Source organism: Biomaibacter acetigenes (genome assembly GCF_003691585.1).
Classification (GTDB): domain Bacteria; phylum Bacillota; class Thermosediminibacteria; order Thermosediminibacterales; family Tepidanaerobacteraceae; genus Biomaibacter; species Biomaibacter acetigenes.
Genome location: NZ_CP033169.1, coordinates 220,736 through 238,159 on the forward strand (window position 1 = coordinate 220,736; position 17,424 = coordinate 238,159).

General features: G+C 42.4%; 21 protein-coding genes, 3 pseudogenes and 3 riboswitches. Of the genes and pseudogenes, 23 read left to right on the forward strand and 1 reads right to left on the reverse strand.

Annotated features, from left to right (window positions below; all coding sequences use genetic code 11):
• The first annotated feature begins 4 nt into the window (after positions 1–4).
• The 4 genes and pseudogenes from mazG to D2962_RS00945 all read left to right on the forward strand — a co-directional run bounded on the left by mazG (position 5) and on the right by D2962_RS00945 (position 3,714).
• Positions 5–793, forward strand: coding sequence for a nucleoside triphosphate pyrophosphohydrolase (gene mazG / locus D2962_RS00930; protein ID WP_120767186.1), 789 nt, complete (start codon positions 5–7; stop codon positions 791–793).
• Between the two features lie 78 nt (positions 794–871).
• A pseudogene (locus D2962_RS00935) lies at positions 872–1,148 on the forward strand (HU family DNA-binding protein).
• A 168-nt stretch (positions 1,149–1,316) separates the two neighbouring features.
• Positions 1,317–2,294: a SpoIID/LytB domain-containing protein gene (locus D2962_RS00940; RefSeq protein WP_245984832.1), complete on the forward strand. Its 978-nt coding sequence runs from the start codon at positions 1,317–1,319 to the stop codon at positions 2,292–2,294.
• A 478-nt stretch (positions 2,295–2,772) separates the two neighbouring features.
• Positions 2,773–3,714 (forward strand): HD-GYP domain-containing protein, encoded by a 942-nt coding sequence (locus D2962_RS00945; protein ID WP_122013842.1) that lies wholly within the window; start codon positions 2,773–2,775, stop codon positions 3,712–3,714.
• Positions 3,715–3,767: 53 nt separating this feature from the next.
• On the opposite strand, the pseudogene D2962_RS00950 reads toward D2962_RS00945, so the two are convergent.
• Positions 3,768–3,989: pseudogene (locus D2962_RS00950) on the reverse strand (helix-turn-helix domain-containing protein); the annotation flags it as partial.
• Positions 3,990–4,129: 140 nt separating this feature from the next.
• Between D2962_RS00950 and D2962_RS17795 the strand changes: the two are divergent.
• From D2962_RS17795 to D2962_RS01050, 19 genes and pseudogenes are all read left to right on the forward strand, one after another.
• Positions 4,130–4,330, forward strand: coding sequence for a hypothetical protein (locus D2962_RS17795; protein WP_222927617.1), 201 nt, complete (start codon positions 4,130–4,132; stop codon positions 4,328–4,330).
• Between the two features lie 91 nt (positions 4,331–4,421).
• The gene (locus D2962_RS00960) at positions 4,422–5,324 is read left to right on the forward strand and encodes a GGDEF domain-containing protein (protein ID WP_122013843.1); all 903 of its coding nucleotides are present in this window, start codon (positions 4,422–4,424) and stop codon (positions 5,322–5,324) included.
• Positions 5,325–5,401: 77 nt separating this feature from the next.
• Positions 5,402–5,560, forward strand: a complete 159-nt coding sequence (locus tag D2962_RS18980; RefSeq protein ID WP_281273761.1) for a cyclic lactone autoinducer peptide — start codon at positions 5,402–5,404, stop codon at positions 5,558–5,560.
• A riboswitch (cyclic di-GMP riboswitch) is annotated at positions 5,558–5,641 on the forward strand. (Overlaps the previous gene by 3 nt.)
• Before the next feature lie 683 nt (positions 5,642–6,324).
• Positions 6,325–6,465, forward strand: coding sequence for a cyclic lactone autoinducer peptide (locus D2962_RS00970; protein ID WP_122013844.1), 141 nt, complete (start codon positions 6,325–6,327; stop codon positions 6,463–6,465).
• 12 nt (positions 6,466–6,477) lie between these two features.
• A riboswitch (cyclic di-GMP riboswitch) is annotated at positions 6,478–6,567 on the forward strand.
• Between the two features lie 50 nt (positions 6,568–6,617).
• Positions 6,618–6,923, forward strand: a complete 306-nt coding sequence (locus D2962_RS00975; protein WP_120767195.1) for a helix-turn-helix domain-containing protein — start codon at positions 6,618–6,620, stop codon at positions 6,921–6,923.
• A 100-nt stretch (positions 6,924–7,023) separates the two neighbouring features.
• Complete coding sequence (locus D2962_RS00980; protein ID WP_120767196.1) at positions 7,024–7,449, forward strand: sigma-70 family RNA polymerase sigma factor; 426 nt, start codon at positions 7,024–7,026, stop codon at positions 7,447–7,449.
• A 65-nt stretch (positions 7,450–7,514) separates the two neighbouring features.
• Positions 7,515–7,832: a hypothetical protein gene (locus D2962_RS00985; RefSeq protein WP_120767197.1), complete on the forward strand. Its 318-nt coding sequence runs from the start codon at positions 7,515–7,517 to the stop codon at positions 7,830–7,832.
• A gap of 496 nt (positions 7,833–8,328) precedes the next feature.
• Positions 8,329–8,805, forward strand: a complete 477-nt coding sequence (locus tag D2962_RS00995) for a hypothetical protein (RefSeq protein ID WP_120767199.1) — start codon at positions 8,329–8,331, stop codon at positions 8,803–8,805.
• A 38-nt stretch (positions 8,806–8,843) separates the two neighbouring features.
• Positions 8,844–9,494 (forward strand): accessory gene regulator ArgB-like protein, encoded by a 651-nt coding sequence (locus D2962_RS01000; protein WP_120767200.1) that lies wholly within the window; start codon positions 8,844–8,846, stop codon positions 9,492–9,494.
• On the forward strand, positions 9,472–10,185 hold the full coding sequence (locus D2962_RS01005) for a LytR/AlgR family response regulator transcription factor (protein WP_120767201.1): 714 nt from the start codon (positions 9,472–9,474) through the stop codon (positions 10,183–10,185). The genes D2962_RS01000 and D2962_RS01005 overlap by 23 nt, the downstream gene beginning before the upstream one ends.
• Positions 10,186–10,212: 27 nt before the next feature.
• On the forward strand, positions 10,213–11,049 hold the full coding sequence (locus tag D2962_RS01010; protein ID WP_147421248.1) for a sensor histidine kinase: 837 nt from the start codon (positions 10,213–10,215) through the stop codon (positions 11,047–11,049).
• 131 nt (positions 11,050–11,180) lie between these two features.
• A riboswitch (SAM riboswitch) is annotated at positions 11,181–11,297 on the forward strand.
• 95 nt (positions 11,298–11,392) lie between these two features.
• A pseudogene (locus tag D2962_RS01015) lies at positions 11,393–12,237 on the forward strand (MetQ/NlpA family ABC transporter substrate-binding protein).
• Positions 12,238–12,274: 37 nt separating this feature from the next.
• Positions 12,275–13,366, forward strand: a complete 1,092-nt coding sequence (locus D2962_RS01020) for an iron-containing alcohol dehydrogenase family protein (RefSeq protein WP_122013845.1) — start codon at positions 12,275–12,277, stop codon at positions 13,364–13,366.
• 2 nt (positions 13,367–13,368) lie between these two features.
• On the forward strand, positions 13,369–14,529 hold the full coding sequence (locus tag D2962_RS01025; RefSeq protein ID WP_122013846.1) for an aminotransferase class I/II-fold pyridoxal phosphate-dependent enzyme: 1,161 nt from the start codon (positions 13,369–13,371) through the stop codon (positions 14,527–14,529).
• Between the two features lie 76 nt (positions 14,530–14,605).
• Complete coding sequence (gene yabP / locus D2962_RS01030; protein WP_122013847.1) at positions 14,606–14,887, forward strand: sporulation protein YabP; 282 nt, start codon at positions 14,606–14,608, stop codon at positions 14,885–14,887.
• 40 nt (positions 14,888–14,927) lie between these two features.
• Complete coding sequence (gene yabQ / locus D2962_RS01035) at positions 14,928–15,368, forward strand: spore cortex biosynthesis protein YabQ (RefSeq protein ID WP_162991033.1); 441 nt, start codon at positions 14,928–14,930, stop codon at positions 15,366–15,368.
• Between the two features lie 66 nt (positions 15,369–15,434).
• Positions 15,435–15,719 carry an FtsB family cell division protein gene (locus tag D2962_RS01040; RefSeq protein ID WP_120767208.1) on the forward strand — a complete coding sequence of 95 codons (285 nt, stop codon included), beginning with the start codon at positions 15,435–15,437 and terminating at the stop codon, positions 15,717–15,719.
• A 76-nt stretch (positions 15,720–15,795) separates the two neighbouring features.
• On the forward strand, positions 15,796–16,185 hold the full coding sequence (locus tag D2962_RS01045; RefSeq protein ID WP_120767209.1) for a S1 RNA-binding domain-containing protein: 390 nt from the start codon (positions 15,796–15,798) through the stop codon (positions 16,183–16,185).
• Positions 16,186–16,344: 159 nt separating this feature from the next.
• Complete coding sequence (locus D2962_RS01050; protein ID WP_122013848.1) at positions 16,345–17,328, forward strand: Ppx/GppA phosphatase family protein; 984 nt, start codon at positions 16,345–16,347, stop codon at positions 17,326–17,328.
• Positions 17,329–17,424 lie beyond the last annotated feature (96 nt).

Here is a 17,424-nt window from a genome sequence, read left to right on the forward strand (position 1 = left end):
TGCAATGGCAAGATTCAACATGCAGGACCTTATAGATATCATGGCCAAATTGAGGGGAGAGAACGGCTGTCCCTGGGATAAGGCCCAGACCCATGAATCTCTGAAACCTTATGTGATTGAGGAAGCCTATGAGGTAATCGATGCCATTGATAGAAACGATAAAGAAGACTTCATAGAAGAACTGGGTGACCTCCTTCTTCAGATCGTGTTTCACTGCCGACTGGCCCAGGAGCGGGGGGATTTCGATATGGGGGATGTGATAGACGGAATATGTGAGAAGATGATCCGCAGGCATCCCCATATTTTTGGCGATGTGAAGGTGGAAAACGCCGACGAGGTATTGAAAAATTGGGAGGACATAAAGCGGGAGGAAAAGGATGTAAAGACCCAGGCTCAGGGCATGGAAAGCTTGCCCGCAACTCTACCCGCCTTGATGCTCGCCTTCAAGGTCCAGGAAAAGGCGGCCCGGGTGGGATTTGACTGGGATGATGTGAAAGATGCCATGGATAAGGTCGCCGAGGAAATGGACGAGTTAAAGGAGGTATATAAAGGTAAAAATGGTGATAAAATAAGAGAAGAAATGGGAGACCTGCTGTTTGCCGCCGTGAATGTGGCAAGATTTCTTGAGGTCAATCCCGAGCTAGCCCTCAGGGATGCTACCAAAAAATTCATACGCAGATTTAATTATGTCGAACAAGCTGCGGCAAAATCTGACAGAAATTTACAGGAAATGACCCTGGAGGAAATGGATCATTTATGGCAAGAAGGGAAAAAATATGAAAAAAAGTTTTAATTTTCCTCTGTACAAGAAGGATTTTCGGATTTTATGGAGAATAGTCTTATAGTAAATTTCATCAAGGAGGGAAATTTAGTGAACAAAGCAGATCTAATATCCATTATGGCTGAAAAAAGCGGTTTTGACCAAAAAAGACTCCGAAAAAGCATTGAATGCTTTTGTCGAAGCAGTTGAGGAAGCTCTCGCAAAGAGGGACAAGGTTCAGCTGGTAGGCTTCGGCACTTTTGAGGTCAGAGAGAGAAGTGCAAGAAAAGGCCGCAACCCGCAGACAGGTGAGGAAATCGACATTCCTGCCGCCAGTATGCCGGCTTTTAAAGCAGGAAAAGCCTTAAAAGATAGCATTAACAAGTAAAAATTTTGTAGATTTTTGGGACAGGTCTGTAAGACCTGTTTTTTTATGCCCGGAATTATTTGTTCGAGAGTATCCAATAATAAAGATAGGCAACTGTTCACCGACTGAGTTGCGCCATAAACTGGATGGCGAACAGTTACAAAATAGAGACGAAAAAGGAAGGTGTACATGGTGAAAAAGCGGTGGATTGCTTTGGTATTGATTTTAGTGTTAGCAATGTCTATGACTGCTGGATGCTCCCGGCTTCGGGGAAGACCAGCAAGAAAACCCGCCCTGCCAAAAATACCCGATAAAATAAACAGGAGAGCGGGTGTGGAACCCAGGCTTAGGGTATATGATATACAGACAAAGACCACAAAGGAGATGAATCTGGAGGATTATGTGGCCGGGGTGGTGGCCGGAGAGATGGAAAACTATTGGCCTGTGGAAGCACTGGCAGCCCAGGCTATCCTGGCGCGGACTTACGTTCTGGAATTTATTGAAGACAAGGGTGGGTCCAAATACAGCAATGCTGATATTTCCACCGATTTCGAAGAAGCCCAGGCCTGGAATCCCGGCAATATTAACGAAAACATCAAAAAAGCCGTATCCATGACTAGAGGTAAGGTGGTGACTTACCAGGGTAAATATATCAAGGCATGGTTTCATTCCCATGCCGGAGGGATAACGGCCACAGCCAAGGAAGGCCTGAATTTCAAGGAAGCCGAACCACCTTACATTCAGGTGGTAAAATCCCCCGATACCAATGCCGGACCCGCCGGCAAAAGGACCTGGTCTGCTACTTTTACGAAAAGTGAACTTGCTTCCATGATAAAGAGCAAGATGGGGCAGGATACAGGACCCATAGACAGTGTCAGCATAGCTGCAAGAGGTCCTTCGGGCAGGGCAACTCAGATAAAAATAGGCAATGCCACGATGAATGCTCCGGACCTTAGAATCGCCCTGGGAAGCATGAAGATGCGGTCTACCCTGCTCACCAGCCTCCGTATAGAAGGAGATAAAGTGGTCATGGTCGGAAAAGGCTTCGGCCACGGTGTAGGCCTTTCCCAGTGGGGGGCCAATGTCATGGCCAAACAGGGCAAATCTCCGGAGGATATTATACGGTATTACTTTAAAAATGTGGATGTAGTGAAGCTGTGGAAATAGTTTGTTCTGCACATATAATAACTTCCTGGCTTTAAATGTTAGGTCTATCTAATAGGTCGAAAGGATGAGTGAAGGGTTTTTAAAACTCATCCCCTTTTTTGTTTAATTTTAAAAGATATTAGATAAAATATTAATGCAACAATTTATTCAAATTGTTGCATTTACTTATAAGAATATCTTTATTTTATTTAAATTGTTATTTTAGTATAAAGATTAAGTCCACTGCCGGAAACGGCCGAAAGCACCGGAAGCTCTCAGTCTCCGCTCTTAGGTTGAAAACATAGAGGAAAAAAGGCATAAGCCCTGCGGCCGGCAGCAAGGCACACGCCGGATTGCCGGCGAACCTTCGCAAAGTGCAGAACTAAACTCTAGAGCGGCGGAGAGCTGCGGTGCCGGGCCATCTCCGGCAGTAAAGTGACTTTTTACACCAGAGTCAATTTATGGGTTTTTAAATAAATAAAATAGTCGGTGGATCGGCATGGAAAAATCCAAAGACGATTTCTTTTCTGAGATGGTGGCTGCACTGTCGCTCATGATGGATTTTAGTGAAAATCGAAAACTTTATCACGCCTGGCGGGTAGCTATTTTATCAGAAAAGCTTTCACAAAAAATACTTCCGGAATATAGAACGGAGATCTTTTATGCCGTTGATATTCTCCTTAGAGAAAATTTTACAAGCTCGGGAAACATAAAGAAAAAACTTTCGCTCCGGCGGGGAAAGGAATTTTCCGATAAGATTTATGAGGCTATGGAGGCAACCCTTGATGAAGATGATTTTTTTGATGATATTACATCTGAGAAAAGTATTTTTCAAATAGTGTTAAAAACTATGAAAAATTTACCATCTGCCAATATGGCGCCCTGTGAAAGCGAAATGGATGAAACTATAAAAGTATTTGCAGAGGTGATAGATGCAAAACATAATTACACTGCCGGCCATTCTGAGAGAGTGGCAATTTATACATATATTCTTGCTAAGGCATTAGGTATTCCGGAAAAACAAGCAAGAAAGTTAAAAGTGGCAGGTTATTTACATGATGCTGGAAAAGTGGCTATTCCAAGAGCCATATTAGATAAACCCGGACGCCTTACCCTGGATGAATTTAAACTGATAAAAAGGCATCCTGTTTACACTATGGAAATAATGAGTATGATAAATTGTTTAAAAGACCTGGTAATTATAGCCGGAAGCCATCACGAACGCTACGATGGTATGGGGTATCCGGGGAGAATGTTGAGAAATTATATTCCACTGGGAGGAAGGATAATGGCGGTAGCTGATGCTTATGATGCCATGACATCTGAAAGGCCTTATCAACACAAAAGAAATCCCATAGAAGCCAAAGACATACTAATAAAATATTCTGGCAGCCAGTTCGATCCGGAAATAGTAAAAGTAGCCGTTAAGGTTTTGCCATGATAAGTCTTTTTTTAATTTCTGATACTGCAAAAGAACCATTTTATTTGTGATATTTCCCCGAATAAGAGATAATCTAAAGATACATGCAGACAATTGGAGATTTCAACTAAAACGGGGAGACTCATCTGACGTTCTCCCCTCTCCAATTGGCCCACATAGTAATCCGAAAGCCTCAATATTTCCGCAAATTCCTGTCGGGAAAGCCCAAATTTTTCCCTTTCGGTGCGGATCCTCTGTCCTATAGCCCTGTTGTCTGTATTTTTATTTTCTCTCATATTTTTCACTCCGTACTGCTTAATACTTTAATGCACTTTTTATTACTTTGAAATGTGCCAAAAGCCCAAAAATAGTATTTGCAATAAGCCCAAATTTATTGTAAAATTATTTTCGTTAACAATTTTAAGGAGTGAAGCAAATGACGGAACAACAAAAACTAGAGATAGCCAAAAATATACTCAATAATGCGGCTGAAATAAATATAAGCAAAAGTTTGCTTCTTAAAATTAGCCAAAAAACCGATGAATACATCGTCAAATATATCTATAGATGCAGCAAAGAAAAGGGTTTGTTAAATAGACTTACACGCAATCGAGGCGTAGCCGATACGCCTCAGTAGAAGATAAATATTGTCAAAAATATGCTGGTAAGATATAATTTTTATAAATTTAAATAAGCTTGGGGAAAAATTAGAAGTAAGGGGATTTTTTATGAGAGAAAAACCTGTAGGATATGTCTTGAAAAAAATATCCTGGAAATTTTGGATGGCGATCATAATCTCCCTAAGCGTCCCGATAATCAGGGAAACGTATTTCCCGGATTTTTTTGTTGACGAAGTATGGAACCTCTATCTTATCCCTGTAGCCATCCTGGCTTATTATGACGGACTCAGGGGAGCTTTAATTGCGGTGATACCCTGCTGTATGATCTTTCTTGCCGTCGAGCTTAAAAGCTTATTTATCGAAAAGAAGGCGCTACTGGACACGGGACAGGTTTTTGCCTTCATGTTTATAATTGTTTGGATTTCTATAGTTATAGGAAATCTTACTGAAAAATTGCATGAAAAAGAAAAGAAATTAGAAGAAATGAACTTATCTCTGGCCGAGTTGACAGTGGTGGATCCGCTGACAGGGCTGTATAATAGGAGATATCTTGAGATGCGCCTGGAAAGTGAGATAAAAAGGGCCAAAAGAAAGGGTTATCCGGTATCGTTTCTTATGATAGACGGGGATAATTTCAAGGAAATAAATGATACATATGGTCACCCCGAAGGGGACAGGGCTTTAAAACAAGTTGCGGAAAAACTTAGATCCCTTGTGAGAAATGAAGATATAGTTGCCCGCTATGGAGGCGACGAGTTCTGCGTAGTTTTACCTGATGCAGATAAGAAAGTGGCCATGGAAGTAGCAAAGCGGCTATGTCAGGCATCTCATGATGCAAAACTTTCTATTTCCATCGGGTATGCCAGTTATCCTGCGGACGCAAAAAACAGTGAGGAACTGATAGAGGCTGCTGACAAAGCCCTTCTTGAGGCCAAAAAGCAAGGCAAAAGCAAGGCTGTTTGCTATATTCCTGTGGGAAAAGTAACCAGAAGCAAGTGGAATCCGGCTTGAAAAGGGGTTTACCACCATGCTTAAGAAGACCTGGGTTAAGGTCATTTTGGTCTTATTATTGGTATGGCTCTCCACAAGTGTATATTTTTATACACAACTTCAAAAAAATCAGAGAAAGCCTTCTTGCATCTTTAGCTTCTTTAATAGCTTTAGTCGCATTTACAGCAGTGAGTCCCGCCAGCATATGGATACTATACGAACCGGAAATCCCGGATGCACTAAAGAAAGTTTCCTGAAGAAAAAAATAAACAAAGATAAGGGCGTAAAGCCACAGGGTCTAAGGTGTTTGCCCGCACTATGACAGCCTGGCTGCCGCTAACTTTTTTCATCATTCCTACCTCCTGCAAAAGTATTAAATATTACTGCTTTAAATGCATAATTCCAAGCTTAACTTTTTGATCGAGAGGTACGCCCAGACTACCGAATCCAGTCTAATTTAGTAACAATAGAAACAATCCTGCGTTACAATGAAGTGGAGGAGGCAGAACAATCCGCCGGTCATTTTATTGTTAAAGGGCCTGTCAAAAAGACCACCAAATAGACCACCAAATAGACCATCCACCAGGCTCTTTGTATTTTTCCTTAACTATTAAGGCCACGTTTTGGTAAATAATATCATAAAATGTCACCATCCAGTTGCCTTCACTGTCTGCTTCTCGAGTAACACCTTCCAATCCACCTGATTCTGTCCTATGCATGTGCCCCCAGAAAACTTGCTCCTTTTTTTCACCCGGATATTCAAATGGTAAATTATTGAAGGTTTTACTGTCCAAAGAGATATAGAAAACTGTATTAACACAAGAAGGGAAAGAGATACTAACTACTTCTTCTTCACTGGCAAAACCTCCTTCAGCAATTTCATTATACCATCACCCTTCCGCCGTTCATACCCAAAAAACCGCCAGTTGTACCGGAAAAAGCACCAGTTGTTCCAACTCGGCAGGAAATAATAAAAAATGTAGAAGATAATAAAGGAAAAAATAGGAAAGGAGGCGAAAACATGTTCAAAAAAATCGGAAAAAGCCTTCTTACATCATTAGCCTCAATAATAACTTTAGTCGCATTTACAGCAGTGAGTCCCGCCAGCATATGGATACTGTACGAACCGGATATCCCGGATGCACTAAAAAAAGTTTCCTGAAGAGAAAGAAATAAGTGATAAAGGCAAACTTATCGAAAGATAAGGGCGCAAAGCCATAGGGTCTAAGGTGTTTAGCTGCACTATGACAGCCTGGCTGCCGCTGAATATATATTTTGAAATGGCCCGCCATCTTTCCGATAGGCGGGTGATTTTTGTCTTTTTTAAAGAATCGAAAAAAACATGATGAGAAGAGGATGATAATTGTGGCGAAAAAACAAAAGCTAAAAGAACTCATACTCAAAGCTCAAGGCGGAGATCAAGATGCTTTTAATCAAGTGATTGAGCGGTTTAAACCGATTGTTAAGAAATATGCCCGTCGCTTTGGCAGCGAAGATGTTTGCTCGGAAATTGTAGAATGGATAATAAATGCGACAATGAGATATAAAGAAAAAAGTACCTGGGGCAGGGAAGAACTTGAAAAATTTCTCTCTGCTAATAAATATAAAAACAAGACATAAAAATTTTTTAGGTTTTTTCCAGAAGGGGTTATAAAAACATGTCCCTGTCCTCTCTTTATATAGTACAGGCAAAAATATATTTAAGGGAGGCTGGGACAAAATGGTCTCATATCTTTCAGAAATTTTTGAAGATGATCCGGAAGAAGCCAGGATAACATCATGGTATATAACCGGGATTAAACATGAGGTATTAAGAATAGCAAAAAAACGGCAAAACTTAAAACAGCATGAGGTGCTGATCCTTAATAAACCCATTGATGATTCGGAAGGCGAATCTATAGAGATGATCGACACTATTGCTGATAGCAGCAACACGGTATCAAAAATAGAAGAAAAGATAGATATTGAGCAAGTTTTATCGCATTTGACATTTAAGCAACAGAAAGTAATAAAAATGATATTTCTGCAGGAGAAAACGGAAAAAGAAGTTGCAGAAAAGCTGAGGATATCCCAACCGGCTGTTCATAGAATCAAGAACAGAGCACTAAGAACGATGAAAGGATATATGAAAAAATGTATGAATTAAAGAAATCAAAATTGTCTCATATGTCCTGGGAAAATATCTATTCTCCATCCTGGAGGTGAAGAAACATGGAGGATCAGTTTACTTACGTTTCCCTTGGAACTTTGAGCGGTGCCGTTACCGCCACAGTACTTGTTGTGGAATTTATTAAAGAAATAAAGTGTTTAAAAGCTTTACCTACAAGATGGCTTGTATTTATAGTTGCTGAAATAATTGTTATTTTCACAAGTATTGCAAAAGGTGAATTAATAGTCGTAAATCTACCGTTATATTTTTTAAATGGACTATTAATAACGACATCCGCTATGGGAAGCTGGCAAATAATAAGTGACAGTTTGAGAAGCCCAAAAATAAAAGGCGTGAAAGAAAAAGCTAAAGGATTATAAAAATATTTTTCGCAGGAGGTTATAAAAAGGCCTCCTGTTTTCTCTATATAGTGTAAGGGAAATAAAAGAGTAATAAACGAAAAGAGGTGAATATGATGATGGGACCGTAATTATTTTTATAAATGTAAATGTATATTAATGAAAATTTATCATTCAGAAAGGAAAGTGATTTTGAAATGGCAATAATAATGGAAGGATTAGGGGAGATAATGTTAGCATATCTCCCCTTTTTGATTTCTTATTTTTTAAACTTCTTATTTACCCAAAGTATAAAATTAAATACAATAATAATTATATTTACAATCCTCATTACGCCAATTTTATTTATCCCTTTATAAATTATACCATCACCATTCCGCCGTTCATACCTCAAAAACAGCCAGTTGTACCGGAAATCCCGCCAGTTGTTCCAAAAAAGCAGGAAACGCCAAAAAAATGTAGAAAATATATAAGAAGTTTATATAGTCAGAATTTAAAAAGATTAGGGAGTGAAAACATGTTTCCCATACCCTGGTATGTGGCGGCTTTTGTATCGGTGCCTGAAGCTTTTTTGATTCTGACTGTTGCTATGAGAATGATGGAAATAGAAAAGACGGACTACAAAAAAGTTATTTTGATTTCAGTGATCCAGGGGGTCATCACTCTTGTAATAAGAAGGATATCTATGGGGGTATCCCAGTATTTTTTATCAAGTTTCCATACGGTGATACTTATAACCACGATGGTATTGATGTGCAGCCTTTTATGCGGAGTGAAGCTCCAGCGGTGCTTTATACCCATATTTGTGGTGACAGTCATATATGGTTTTATCCAGTACATCGTGGTTTTGAGTGTCATAAGCTGGCTTAAAATGCCTATTTTTATCCTGGAAGAACAGCCCTGGCTGGATGTAGCACTGTTCTTTCCGGTGGCGGGGTTAACCATATTAATCTTTTTTTTATTTAAGCGCTTGAACATGTTTGAAAGATTATGATAAAAAATTTCATATAGAATTATGCAGGAGGAATCACTGTGCTTCAAAAATGTTCTCGAACACTGTCAAGGCTGATTATTCTGGGGGCTGCATCAGACAGATACAAGCCGGAAATTATAGAATACGGGCTTATGATTATTTTAGGCACCTTTTTTAAAATTGCATCTATCATCGCCATATCTTTTTTCTTAAAAACATTTACCGAGACCATAATAAGCCTTTCGGTCTATGTGCTCATCCGCCATTTTGCGGGGGGAGCCCACTTAAAAACTTACGGCATGTGTTTTATTACCGGTGTCCTTATGTTTTCCATAAATGGTCTGGTGGCAAAACGTGTAGATATACCTCTGAATATGCTGATTTTAATAACGGATATGGTTCTCATGATTGGTCTTTTCATTACATTGAATTGGGTTCCTGCCGGGACGGAGAAAAAGATAATCCGCAATGTCCGGATAAGGCAACGCCTTCAGGGCATCACCATGATTTTGCTGGGGGTTCTAGGTGTAGTTGCCAATATATTTTACTTTATCGGGCTAAAAACGTATATTATGGCTCTTTTTTTAGGGGCGCTTGAGGAGCTTTTTTTCATCACTCCCGCAGGATATAGAGTGTTAAATGCTGATTTTGTCGGAAGCAAAAAACATACTGGAAAGGTTGAGTATCATGGCGAGCATTCTGGTATGTGAGGATGATAAGAGTACCCTTGTGATGTTTTGCAAGCTTCTAGAAGTAAATCCTCTCATAGATGAAATATATCGGGCCGGCACCGGCAATGAAGCTGTCCGGATAATAAAGGAAAAATCTCCCGATATACTCATCCTTGACATAGATTTACCCGATATAGACGGTATCCAGGTGGCAAAGATTGCCTGCGACCTGAACCCAAAAGTGTCAGTAGCATTTGTTACCGGGTACCCTGATTTTGCAGCTCAATCCTTTGTAGTGCATCCTTACGATTACATCATAAAACCCATAGATGTGGAGAGATTCCTGGATACGGTAAATAAACTGGCTACAAAGTTGGAATGTGACATCTTGAAAAATAAACTCAAATTGACCGGGAAGTTTCCACTCAAGACAGAGGATGGCATAATGTTTCTAAACTTGGATGATGTAATCTTTATAGAAAAGAATGGAAAAGAAACTATCATCCACACCAAAAGTGGAATGCACAAGTGCAATTGCAATCTGAAAGACCTGGAATCAAATCTAAATGAAGAATTTTACAGGGTTCACAAGTCATTTATAGTAAATGTCACCATGATAGAACGGATAAAGAACATTGGGGAGTCTTATGTTATTACATTTCATGACAATGATAAGATTGCTTTGATGAGTAAAAGTAGATTCCAGTTTTTAAAAGAGAAATTGGTATAAATTTTGAAATGGTGGGATGATGTGAATGTGTTTAATAAAAATCTCATAATTATATTTGCATTTACAGTGCAGATGTTCTTTATACTCATATTAAATCAGTGGATGGTAGCCTCCGACCGGCAGCTTTATATGAGAAATTTGCCCTTTTTTATCATTTATCTCTTGGCTTCGCTGGTACTTTATTTCTACATAATTAAAACTACCGAGAGTTTTACCAGGAAGGAGATCGAATATAAGTCTATTAAAGCCCATTGGAAAGAGATAGAAGAATTGTTGAATACCTTGAACGGCCAGAGGCACCAATATTCAAAACATATACAGACTATTCAAGCCTTGCTTTATACCGAAGAATATGATGAACTCAAAGAATATATAAACGGCATAGCCGGGGAATACAGGGCTACTGGAGAAATGTTGAGGCTGGGGAACATGGCTCTAAATGCGGTGGTAAATGTAAAAAGAGAGCTTATGGCGAGAAATAACATAGCTTTTAAAGCCGAAGTCTTGGCAAAAGTAAATGATACCGGCATCAGCTCCTGGGATCTGAGCACGGTCATCGGCAATATTCTTGACAATGCCATAGAAGCTGTACTGGAAAAGCCGGATGACCGGCAGATATATTTTGAAACGGATTATAAAAAGGGATATTTTATATTCAGGATATCCAACAACGGCAATCGAATAGATGAAAATGATCTAGGTAAAATCTTTCAACCAGGCTACAGTACAAGAGAGCATGAGACACGGGGATACGGCCTCTATGTGGTAAAAAAGATATTGGATAAATGCGGCGGCTGGATAAAAGTACAATCAAGTCAAGAATTAACCACCTTTACTGTATACTTGCCGGGAAAAACGTTGTAAAATACTATAATACTATATACTTGGCGAATGGATACAAAATAGCAGGTAATTTTCATATTGACAAATAATATGTCTAAATAGTATAATCTATGACAACAACATTTTAGCGCGCTAAAAGTTAACATTGGATGCTCTCATCCAGAGAGGCGGAGGGACTGGCCCTATGAAGCCCGGCAACCGTCAGCAACATGTCTGCTGGAACCGGTGCCAATTCCTGCAAAGCGCTAAAGCGCTTTGGAAGATGAGAGGAAGGTAGTGGACATTACCCTCTTCTCAGGAAGAGGGTTTTTTGTTTTCCCTTCCGCCTCATCTAGAAAAACACAATTTTACAGGAGGAAGAGAAATGAAAACATTAAAAATCCTTGTAACCATTACTATCATTGCCGCTTTGAGCATTGGCTTACTGGGGGGTTGCGGACAGAAGGCCGCTTCTCCTGATGCTGGCAGCGATAAAGCCGGTTCAGAAAAACCTCAGATACTCAAGGTGGGAGCCACCGACGGCCCCTTTGCCCAGATACTGGAGGCGGTAAAGCCCATCCTGGCAAAGGAAAAAATAGACCTCCAGGTGGTGGTGTTCAATGATTATGTCCGGCCCAACATAGCCCTTTCGGAAGGCGAAATCGATGCCAATACATTCCAGCATATACCTTATTTTGAAAATTCACGAAGGACAGAAATCTCAAGCTTTCCATCATAGGAAAGACCATCATATTGCCCATGGCTATATATTCCAAAAAATATAAATCCCTGGATGAACTGCCTGAGGGAGCAAAGATTGCTATTCCCAACGACCCCACCAATGGTGGGAGAGCCCTTATACTCTTTGCCAGAGGCGGCCTCTTTAAGCTAAAAGATGGAGTGGGTATAAACGCTACCGTCAATGATATAGTTGAAAACAAGAAAAACATAAAAGTATTGGAAGTAGAAGCTGCCCAGACCCCCAGAGTGCTTCCCGATGTGGATGCGGCGGCTATAAACTCAAACTATGCTATTCCTCTGGGCCTCAATCCTCAAAAGGATTCCATCCTGGTGGAAGATGCGAATTCGCCCTATGTCTGCATCGCCGCCGTCAGGACCGAAGACAGGGATAAACCCATTTTCAAGAAATTCATGGAAGCATATCAATCACCGGAGATTAAGAAGTTCATCCAGGATACTTTTAAGGGCTCGGTGATTCCCGCTTTCTAGAAACATAATTATTTTTAAAGAAAAGGAGAACCTTAAAATGCATCTTGTCATGGCATCACCCAACCGCTATATTCAGGAACCCGGCATTTTGAAAACCGCAGGGGAGCACATAGCTCCCATAGGAAGGAAGGTGCTGCTGGTGGGAGATAACACCACCCTGAGCGTGGTGGAGCCCGACCTTTATGAAAGTCTTGATAGAACCGGGTTGGAATATAAAAAAGAAGTTTTCGGAGGCGAGGTCACCGATGCCGAAACCCAGCGCATAGCGAAGCTGGCCGAAGATGAGAGTTTTGACGTAATAGCCGGCGTAGGCGGCGGTAAGGCCATAGATACCGCCAAAGCTGCGGCTGCCTTTTCCAACCGGCCTCTTGTCACCATCCCCACCATAGCCGCCACCTGCGCGGCCTGGACGCCTCTATCGGTGTTTTACAATGAGGAGGGCGCCTTTATCCGCTATACGGTGTTTCAAAACAGCCCGCGCCTTACGCTGGCGGATACCCGCATCATAGCCGAAGCTCCCGTAAGGTATTTCAATGCCGGCATTGCCGACACCGTGGTGAAGTGGTATGAAGCCGAAGCTTCATCGGCCAATAAAAATAAAAACATCCCCACCGTGGCGGGGCTTTCTATGGCCAGGTTGTGCGCCGAAACCCTTTTTGAATACGGTATACAGGCATCCCATGACGTGGAACAAAAAAAGCCCACCGAAGCTGTGCAAAAATGCATCGATGCCATCATCGCTTTAAGCGGCATGGTGGGCGGCCTTGGCAGCGACAACTGCCGCATAGCCGCCGCCCATGCCATTCACAACGGCTTTTGCGTCCTGGAAAAAACCCATCACCTTTTCCACGGGGAAAAAGTGGCCTTTGCCACTATTGTGCAGCTTACCATGGAAAAGAGAAGCGAAGATGAAATAAATAAGCTCATAGATTTCCTGAAGGGAATCCACCAGCCGGTTACGCTTGAAGACATGTGTGAAGGCGGTTTCACCGGCGAAGAACTCACCAGGGTAGCGGAAGCTTCCTGCGTACCGGAAGAATCCATCCACAACATGCCTTTTACCGTGACACCGGACATGGTAAAAGACGCCATACTCGAAGCTGACCGCCTGGGAATGGGGAGGAAATAAAAATGGAATTACAGATAGCAGAAAGAATAAAGACTCTTCCTGTTCACTTTTTTTCAAATCTGGTCAAGAAAGCAGAGGCCCAAAAGGCCGAAGGCGTGGATGTCATTGATTTAGGGCGGGGAAGCCCGGACCTTGCCACACCGCCACATATTGTGAAGGCTCTGAAAAGCGCCGCCGAGGACCCTGCCACCCACCGGTATCCGCTCTTCACCGGCCTGCCGGAATTAAAGGAGGCCATAGCGGTATTTTACAAGCGGGAATTTGATGTGGAGCTTTCGCCGGAAAAAGAGGTGGCCATACTTTTTGGCTCCAAGACGGGCGTTGTGGAGCTACCCCAGTGTATATTAAATCCCGGAGATATATGTCTGATGCCGGACCCGGGGTATCCCGACTATCTTTCCGGGGTACACTTTTCTCAGGCTGTAAATTACTTTATGCCGCTTACCGCTGAAAACGGCTTTTTGCCGGACCTTGGGAGTATCCCAGAGGAAATTAAAAAAAGAGCAAAACTCATGTTTTTGAATTATCCCAATAATCCCACCACGGCGGTGGGCAGCCGGGAATTCTATGAAGATACGGTGAAATTTGCGGAAGAAAACGGCATCATCATAGCCCATGATTTTGCCTACGGTTCCATAGTCTTTGACGGAAAAACCGCTCCCAGCTTTTTATCCGTGCCCGGGGCCAGAGAAGTGGGCGTGGAATTCTACTCGCTTTCCAAGACCTACAACATGGCAGGATGGAGGGTGGGATTTGCGCTGGGAAATGAAAAAATAATTTCGGCCATCAACACCATCCAGAACCATTACTTCGCAGGGCTTTTTACTGCGGTGCAGTGGGCTGCGGTGGCAGCCCTCAGCATGTCCCAGGACTGCGTCAAAGAGCTTGTACAGACATATCAGAGGCGGAGGGATGTATTTGTGGGCGCTTTAAGAAAGGGAGGCATTGAAGTTTTAAATCCCCCGGCCACTTTTTTCGTGTGGATAAAGGTTCCCCAAAATTACACCTCCGAAGAATTTACCGATTTGCTCTTGAACCGGGCAGGCGTGGTGGTGGCCCCCGGCATTGGCTTTGGCAGTCAGGGCGAGGGATATATAAGGGCATCCCTGCTATGCGACGAAAGCCGCCTGGCGGAAGCCGCCCACCGGATGACAAACCTTTAGATGACAAACTTTCATAAAATAATGCCCTCCCGAATATATTTTTTAAGGGAAAATATATTTAGGGAGGGTTTTATTTATGGAAGACAGAGCCACAAAGCAGCACAAGGTCACCCTTACGGACAGGGAAATGCTGGATGTGAGCGGAATAATAAATGTGGAAAAATTCACCGATGAAAATGTGATCCTGGAAACCGAACAGGGCATGCTGGATATAAGAGGGGAAAAAATGCACATGAAGCAGCTGAATCTGGATGGAGGACTGATCATTGTGGAAGGCCATATAAAATCCCTGACGTACTCCGAAGGTACTTCTTCAAAAGAAAAGGGAAAAGGATTTTTAAGGAACATTTTTAAATGAGCCAATTTCCGCTTAAGTTTTTCTGAGGGGGGTGAAGAGCTTGAATTTTTATGAAAACAGCGAGCAGGCGGCGCTGCTGGCGGCGGCCTTCATACTCGGGTTTTTTGCGGGGTTGCTTTTTGATATTTACCGCCGCATAAGGAATCTCATCGCCCCCGGACCCATACTCACCGCCCTGGGGGATTTGGCTTTTTGGGGAATCATGAGTGTGGTGACTTTTTATTCCCTGTTCAGGCTGAATTCCGGAGAAGTCCGCGGATACCTTTTCATAGGCTTTGCTATTGGCCTCCTGTTTTACATGTCCTATATAAGCAGGTATGTCATTGCGGTATTTGTGCTTTTTGATGTTTATGTGAGAAAAAATTTTAAGAGAGTTGCGTACTCTCTGGGGCGATTAAAGAAGCTTGCAATTTTTACCCTGCCAGTAAGAATTTGTGCCGATGCTCGGAGAATATTTTTTAAAATAAGGCGTAAAAAGTAGCAGGATTTTTCTGGAATGAGTCGAATTTTATATATACTAAAGCTTGGATAAAAGGAGGCCTTTAAGGTGGCCGTCAGGACGAGAATTAAAATACGCCACCTGATTATATTATTTTTCCTGTTTTATGTGGTTTACACACTGGTGGTGCAGCAACTTAAAATGATGGACCTTGCCCGCCAGGAGGCCGAACTCAGGCAGCAGATTGAAATGGCCATACAGCAAAGGGAACAACTAAAAAAACAGATTCAGCTTCTTCATACCGACAGCTACATAGAAAAGCTGGCCAGGGATAAGCTGGGGCTGGTAAAGCCCGATGAATACATATATAAAAGTAACAAATCAGCGCCATGAGCATTATTGACGAATATGGGAAGGTGCAGTATAATTATCGTATTGAAGGAAAATCTAAAGGAGGAATTCTTTAAGTATGCCTGTTGAGGTAGGCCAGATAGTGGAAGGGAAGATAACGGGTATCACAAAGTTCGGCGCATTTGTAGAACTTCCGGGCGGTGTAACAGGGCTGGTCCATATTTCAGAAGTTGCTGACAGTTTTGTAAAAGATGTCAACGACTTTTTGAAAGAGAATGATATGGTGAAAGTCAAGGTCATCGGGATTTCCGAGGATGGCAAGATCAGCCTCTCCATCCGCAAGCTCAAGGAAAGCTCCCGCGACAGGAGGGCAAAAGAAAAGGACAACCTCAGTTTCGAGGATAAGCTGGCTAAATTCATGAAGGACAGCGAGGAAAGACTGCTGGATATCAGGAGAAGCCACGAAGCGAAGAGGGGTTCATACGGGAGGAAGAGAGCGCTTTACTAGCAATTATATTTTTATATAATATTAATAGTTAAATTATAATTATACCAGTTATGAAATCTATCCGGGGGAAATCCCGGATTTTTCAGTTTTTGAATCAAGTGAGTCAGAGAACCGTCCCCTGACTCAAACCTGATTCAATCGATGGAGGGATGTCATGACATGAAAGTTGCTGTTATTGACATTGGTTCCAATTCCATACGGCTTCTGGTGGCAGTTTATGACGGAAAGCGTGTCATTCCGCTTGAGAGGCAGCTCATCACCACCCGCTTGGGCCGAGGAGTGGCTGAAAACAATATGCTGGATGAAACCTCCATGCGGGATACGCTGTCTGCCCTGGAGCATTTTAAAAAAAAGGCGCGGAACCTGGAGTGTGATATAATACTGGCCCTGGCTACCAGTGCGGTGCGGGAAGCAGAGAACGGCAGGGATTTTCTACATATTATAAAAGAAAAAACCGGGATCGATGTGGAAATTATTTCCGGAGAGAAAGAGGCGTGCCTTTCCTTTAAGGGCGCAATAGCGGGACTGGGCCTTGAAGGGCCGGTGCTGGTGATAGATATCGGTGGAGGCTCAACGGAGCTTTGCCTGGGAGATAACACGGCTTTTAAAAGCACCAGCCTTCCCATGGGAGCGGTGCGTTTCACTAAAAATTACCTTGTGTCGGATCCACCAACAATCGATGAGGTTTTGACCGCCTCATCGGCAGCGGCAGAATTGCTTTCCGGTTTTGCTGAGTATTTTAATAGGCATGTACAGGTAGAACACTTAAGGACAATAGGGGTTATGCCGGAATCCGAGCCTTTCCGGACCTCCTGCAACAGTGATAGGTGCATAACCGTCGTAGGAGTAGGAGGTACTGTCACCACTCTGGCAGCCGTGGTGCAGGGTCTTGCGGTATACGACCCGGCAAAGGTTCACGGTTTTTCCCTGAAGCTGGAAGATGTGGAAAGCATCTTTGAAAAGTTCTGCCGGCTGACCGTAGAAGAAAGAAAGAGTATTCCCGGCATCATGCCTCAAAGGGCCGACATCATCACGGCAGGTGTGCTTATTTTACGTCAAATCATGCAAAAATTAAAGATTTCTATGATAAAAGTAAGTGAATCGGATCTGATGGAAGGATATATTATAGAAAGGTTATCCTGAGCCGTGGCTCTGTGGAGCAAACTTAAAGCGACCGAAAAAAGGGGAGTCTATATCAGTGACACAGCACTTACCCCCAGGCATTTTTACTGGGAATCT